The sequence below is a fragment of the Frankia sp. CcWB3 genome, assembly GCF_977927595.1.
Map to the genome: position 1 here is coordinate 1 of NZ_CDWRCK010000275.1, position 3,989 is coordinate 3,989.

Genomic DNA, 3,989 nt, shown 5'->3' on the forward strand with positions numbered 1-3,989 from the left:
CACCGGGGCATGCTCGCCCGCCGAAGACAAACACACATCCACACATGGAAGACCCCTCTCACTAAAATGCTCGACTTAAATGCGGTGCCAAATCAGAACGTTGCCAGCCACGACAAACGCATCACAGAAATCATGTTTATAGAAACCTCGTTTCACGCCTGCTCGGCAGTGGCGAACCAGCCCGAGTTGTCAGGGTTTTGGTGTCGAGGGCGAGGACGGTGCCGTCCACGGTGACGGCGATGGCCAGGTCGCCGGCGGTGGTGAGTGGTGCGGCGATGGGGGCGCCGAGGGGTGTTTCGTGTCGTGCCTGGCCGGATTGGGCGTCCAGGAGGCGTAGGACGCCGTCGAGGCCGGGGAGTACGAGTGTGTCGCCGAGCAGGGTGGGTGGGGCGAACACGGGGTGTGGGGTGCGGGTGCAGCTGGTCATGGCGAACGGGCCGGCCGGGTCGATGTCGGTGCGCCAGAGGGTTGTTCCGTCTTCGTAGTCGAGCAGGGCGATTCCGCGTCCGGCGTCGGCGACCGCGAGGCCCCAGGGTGTTGCTACCGGGGTGGCCGGGTTGAACGGTGCGGTGGTCGCGGTGGCCCATCTCGCCTTACCGCTGGTGACATCGAGGCGTACCGTCTGGCCGGGTGTGGGCAGGTACAGTGCCGCGCTTTCGGTGTCGTACAACGGTGTGCCGATGGGTGTGCCGGCGAGTTCGCCGTCGCCGCCGGCGGGTCCCCAGCGGGTGCTGCCGGTGTGTAGGTCGAGGCCGATCATCCCGCGGGGGAGCGGGCAGCTGCCGACGATCAGGGTGTCCCCGGCGATGAGGGGGGTCGCGTGCCCGACCAGGGTCTGGTAGGGGGCCAGGTCGTGTCGTTCCCAGCGCAGTTCGCCGGTCGCCGCGTCCAGCGCGCGCAGGTGTGAGAGGTCACCGACCACGACCAGCCCGCCGGCCACCACCGGGTCGGTCCAGGCGAACAACCGCAGCGGGTCGGGGGAAGGTACCCGCCAGCGTTCCGTCCCGGTGGCACGGTCCAGGCTCACCACGTCGCCGACCACCTCGACGGCGATCACCGAATCGGCGAAGACCGCCGGGGTGCCTTTGACTGAGGAACCCAGCTCGGCCAGCCAGCGGCGGGAACCGTCCGCGAGGGTGAGCAGTTCGACGGCTCCGGCGGGGCGGTCCTCGTGCCTGACCCCGATGATTACTTCGTCGCCGTCGAGGCGGGCCGGGGCCCGGTGCCCGGCCCCGGTCAGCTGGTGGCGCCAGCGCACCACTGCCGTGGCGGCGTGCGGTGGGTGGCGGGGCGGGTCGGGTATCTCGAAGGTGGACCGTTCCAGGCCTGTGGGTGCCACCGCCCGGGTATGCAGGGTGATTTTCTGCCCGTCCCAAGTGACGACCCGGAACGACGGGGGGGTGTAGTCCAGCGACCCGAATAGCGCGGTCGGGGTGCTCACGTGCAGGGTGCCGTCGACCTCGACCACCCGGGAGACGTGCCGGTGCCCGGAGAACGTCGCGGCGGGGGGGCGTGGCAGCCCGTCCAGGACGGAACGCCACGGCTGGTCGTGGGACAGCAGGATCCACGGGGTTTGCGGCGGGATCGATGCCAGGTCGGCGCGTAGCCAGGCGTCCTGCGCCTCGTGGTCGAGCCCGAGTTCGTGGGTGAGCCAGTCCAGCGCGACCACGTGCAGCCCGGGCAGATCGAACGAGTACCAGCGCGGGCCCAGGTTACGTTCGTAGCCGGCGGGATCGGCGGAATGCATGAGGTAGCCGGTGCGGGTGATCCGCATGTCGAACAGCCCGGGGTTGTTCGCGATGTGGTCGTGGTTGCCGGGCAGCAGGTGTACCGGCAGCGGGCTGGTGCTCACCGCCCCGCGCAGCAACTCGAACTCCTCATCGCTGCCGAAATCGGTGAGGTCACCGGTCACGATCACCGATGACACCTCCCCGGCGCGTTCCGTGACCCTCGCGAGGAACTCCGACAACGCCTGCGCCGACCCCAGCTCCGCCGGCCGTGAGAACAGCGTGTGGTCCAGTGCCGGATCGCGGAGGTGGAGGTCGGAGACGTGCACGAACCGGTACGGGAAGGCAACCGGGACGGGGGTGAGGGTGAACGTCACCGACTCCTCGGCGGCCGGGGCGAACCAGCGGTCGGCGGCATAGCCGGCGGGGCGGGTAAGGAACACGAACGGCCCCGCCGCGGCCAGCGAGAACGTCCCGTCCGTCGCGCTGGTGGTGACCGTACGGCCGTCGCTGACGAGCACACCGGGACAGGCCCGCCCGTCGGCGGTGACGACACGTCCACGCATGAAGATAGCCTTTCTCGAGATCAGACGCGGAGATACGAGCTACGACACTCGGTGAGGACGTCGCCGACCTCAAGAAGAGCTCGTTATGGCCACAATGGATTACTCCAGGCGCAGCGGCCATCGGGGGCGACAACGGTAACGCGGCAGTACTTGCCACTAAAGGAACTGAGATCAAATGTGGCTGATGTAATCTGCTCATGAGGGGTCGGGAGCTGTTGTTGCATGTTCAGCCACTGGTCTCCGCCGCCGGCGAGCACGATTGCGCGTGCCGGGCTGGTATGGACGTCAAGCTGGTTGCCGCGAACCGACATCGCGGTGATTTCTGGACCCTGGGTTGCATAGTAGGCCCCTGCCTTTAGCGATTGGATGATCGCGTCCGGGCTGTTGCGCTCGGCTCGTACTTGTAGCCAGCCTCCACCGTGGCTGTCGGGGTGCTCAAAGTGGGCGTCGTCGCTGGCGTCGACGAAGAGTCGGTGGCCGGCTTCGAGTAGGCCGTCGTAAAAGTAGCTGCCGTCAGCACCGTGCGGCAACATGGTGGCCATGCTGTGGTTGTAGATCTCGACTGCGTCGACTGCATGAAGCCCAGAAATTGTGTCGGCGGCACCGAGCGGTAGGTTGTTGAGCCCGGGGTGTAGCAGCACCAGAAATGCTCCGGCATCTTTGGCACGCATGATGGCGTCGACGTGGGCGGCGGGGCTGTCGTCCGGCGGTGGGGCGAAGTCCAGTGGGAGCCCTGCGGCGGTAACCCAATAGCAGTGACGGTCGGTCCAGGCGGCGGAGCTTAGTTCCGCACCGACGATCGCGGTGAACTCCTCGGAGGAGAACGCCGTGGTGTCGGCTAGTCGCCAGTCGTAGGTGGCTTCATAGTGGTCGGAAAGCACGATCCAGTTGTGGCCGGCGGCCTGGTATGTAGCTATTACTTCTTCGACGCTCAGAAGTCCGTCCGAGTCGGTCGAGTGGCAGTGCAACTGCCCGCGGTATAGCTGTCCGGGCTGGGTCCAGGCGCGCAGTGCGGTATCGACGTCGCGAGAGGACTGCACTGTTGAATGGCCCGCTGCTAGCATGTCGCTGCTCCAAGGTTGGCGGCTTGGGTTGGGTCGTTGAAGCTAGTCTTCGGGTAGGTGATCGAACCGAGGGCGAGCAGCAAAAGATCTTGAGCTAGAGCGATCTTTGCTGCCTGGGGGCCCTGGGACCCAGGACTCAGGCACGCATGGACGACCGTGGCGGCCCCCGCACCAGTTCGGCAAGGGTGCCAGGTGGCGCGTCAGCAACGCTCGCCATGCCGGCTCACTGGGCCTGATCGTCACGTCCACGAACCTAGCCGCACGGAACAATGTTCCAATGAACGATGGATGGACATTTCCTATCAAGGATGTATCGAAACTTCGTTTCACGCCTGCTTCTCGCGCAGCGACGGGGGCCGGACCCGCGGGTCTGCGAGCGTGTCAGCTGGGTAGGGGCCCGGGGACCCGAACCCCTGGCTTCCTCTGGCTTCCTCCCTGCCGGCAGAACAGGTCGGCCAGGTCGATCGCAGTCGGCTCGCCCTCCTCATCGAGCATCCGGGCCCGCACGACCGCCGCGCTGATAGCGAACAGTTCGGCGCCGATGTCGACGAGACGCCCGAGGAACGCCTGCTTCTTCTCCAGTCCGCCCTGCCAGCGAGCCATCCCGTAGAAGGTCGACCAAGGCTTCGGAG

The 3,989-nt window shown here is 66.7% G+C and carries 3 protein-coding genes; all 3 read right to left on the bottom strand.

The genetic code is table 11. From position 1 onward, the window contains the following. Positions 1 to 136: 136 nt before the first annotated feature. Positions 137 to 2,293, bottom strand: coding sequence for an outer membrane protein assembly factor BamB family protein (locus ACY5KJ_RS17270; RefSeq protein WP_462203851.1), 2,157 nt, complete (start codon positions 2,291 to 2,293; stop codon positions 137 to 139). Positions 2,294 to 2,376: 83 nt separating this feature from the next. Next, positions 2,377 to 3,357, bottom strand: coding sequence for a CehA/McbA family metallohydrolase (locus ACY5KJ_RS17275; RefSeq protein ID WP_462203852.1), 981 nt, complete (start codon positions 3,355 to 3,357; stop codon positions 2,377 to 2,379). A gap of 381 nt (positions 3,358 to 3,738) precedes the next feature. Beyond that, the coding region (locus ACY5KJ_RS17280; RefSeq protein ID WP_462203853.1) for a hypothetical protein at positions 3,739 to 3,989 on the bottom strand (251 nt) is incomplete at its 5' end.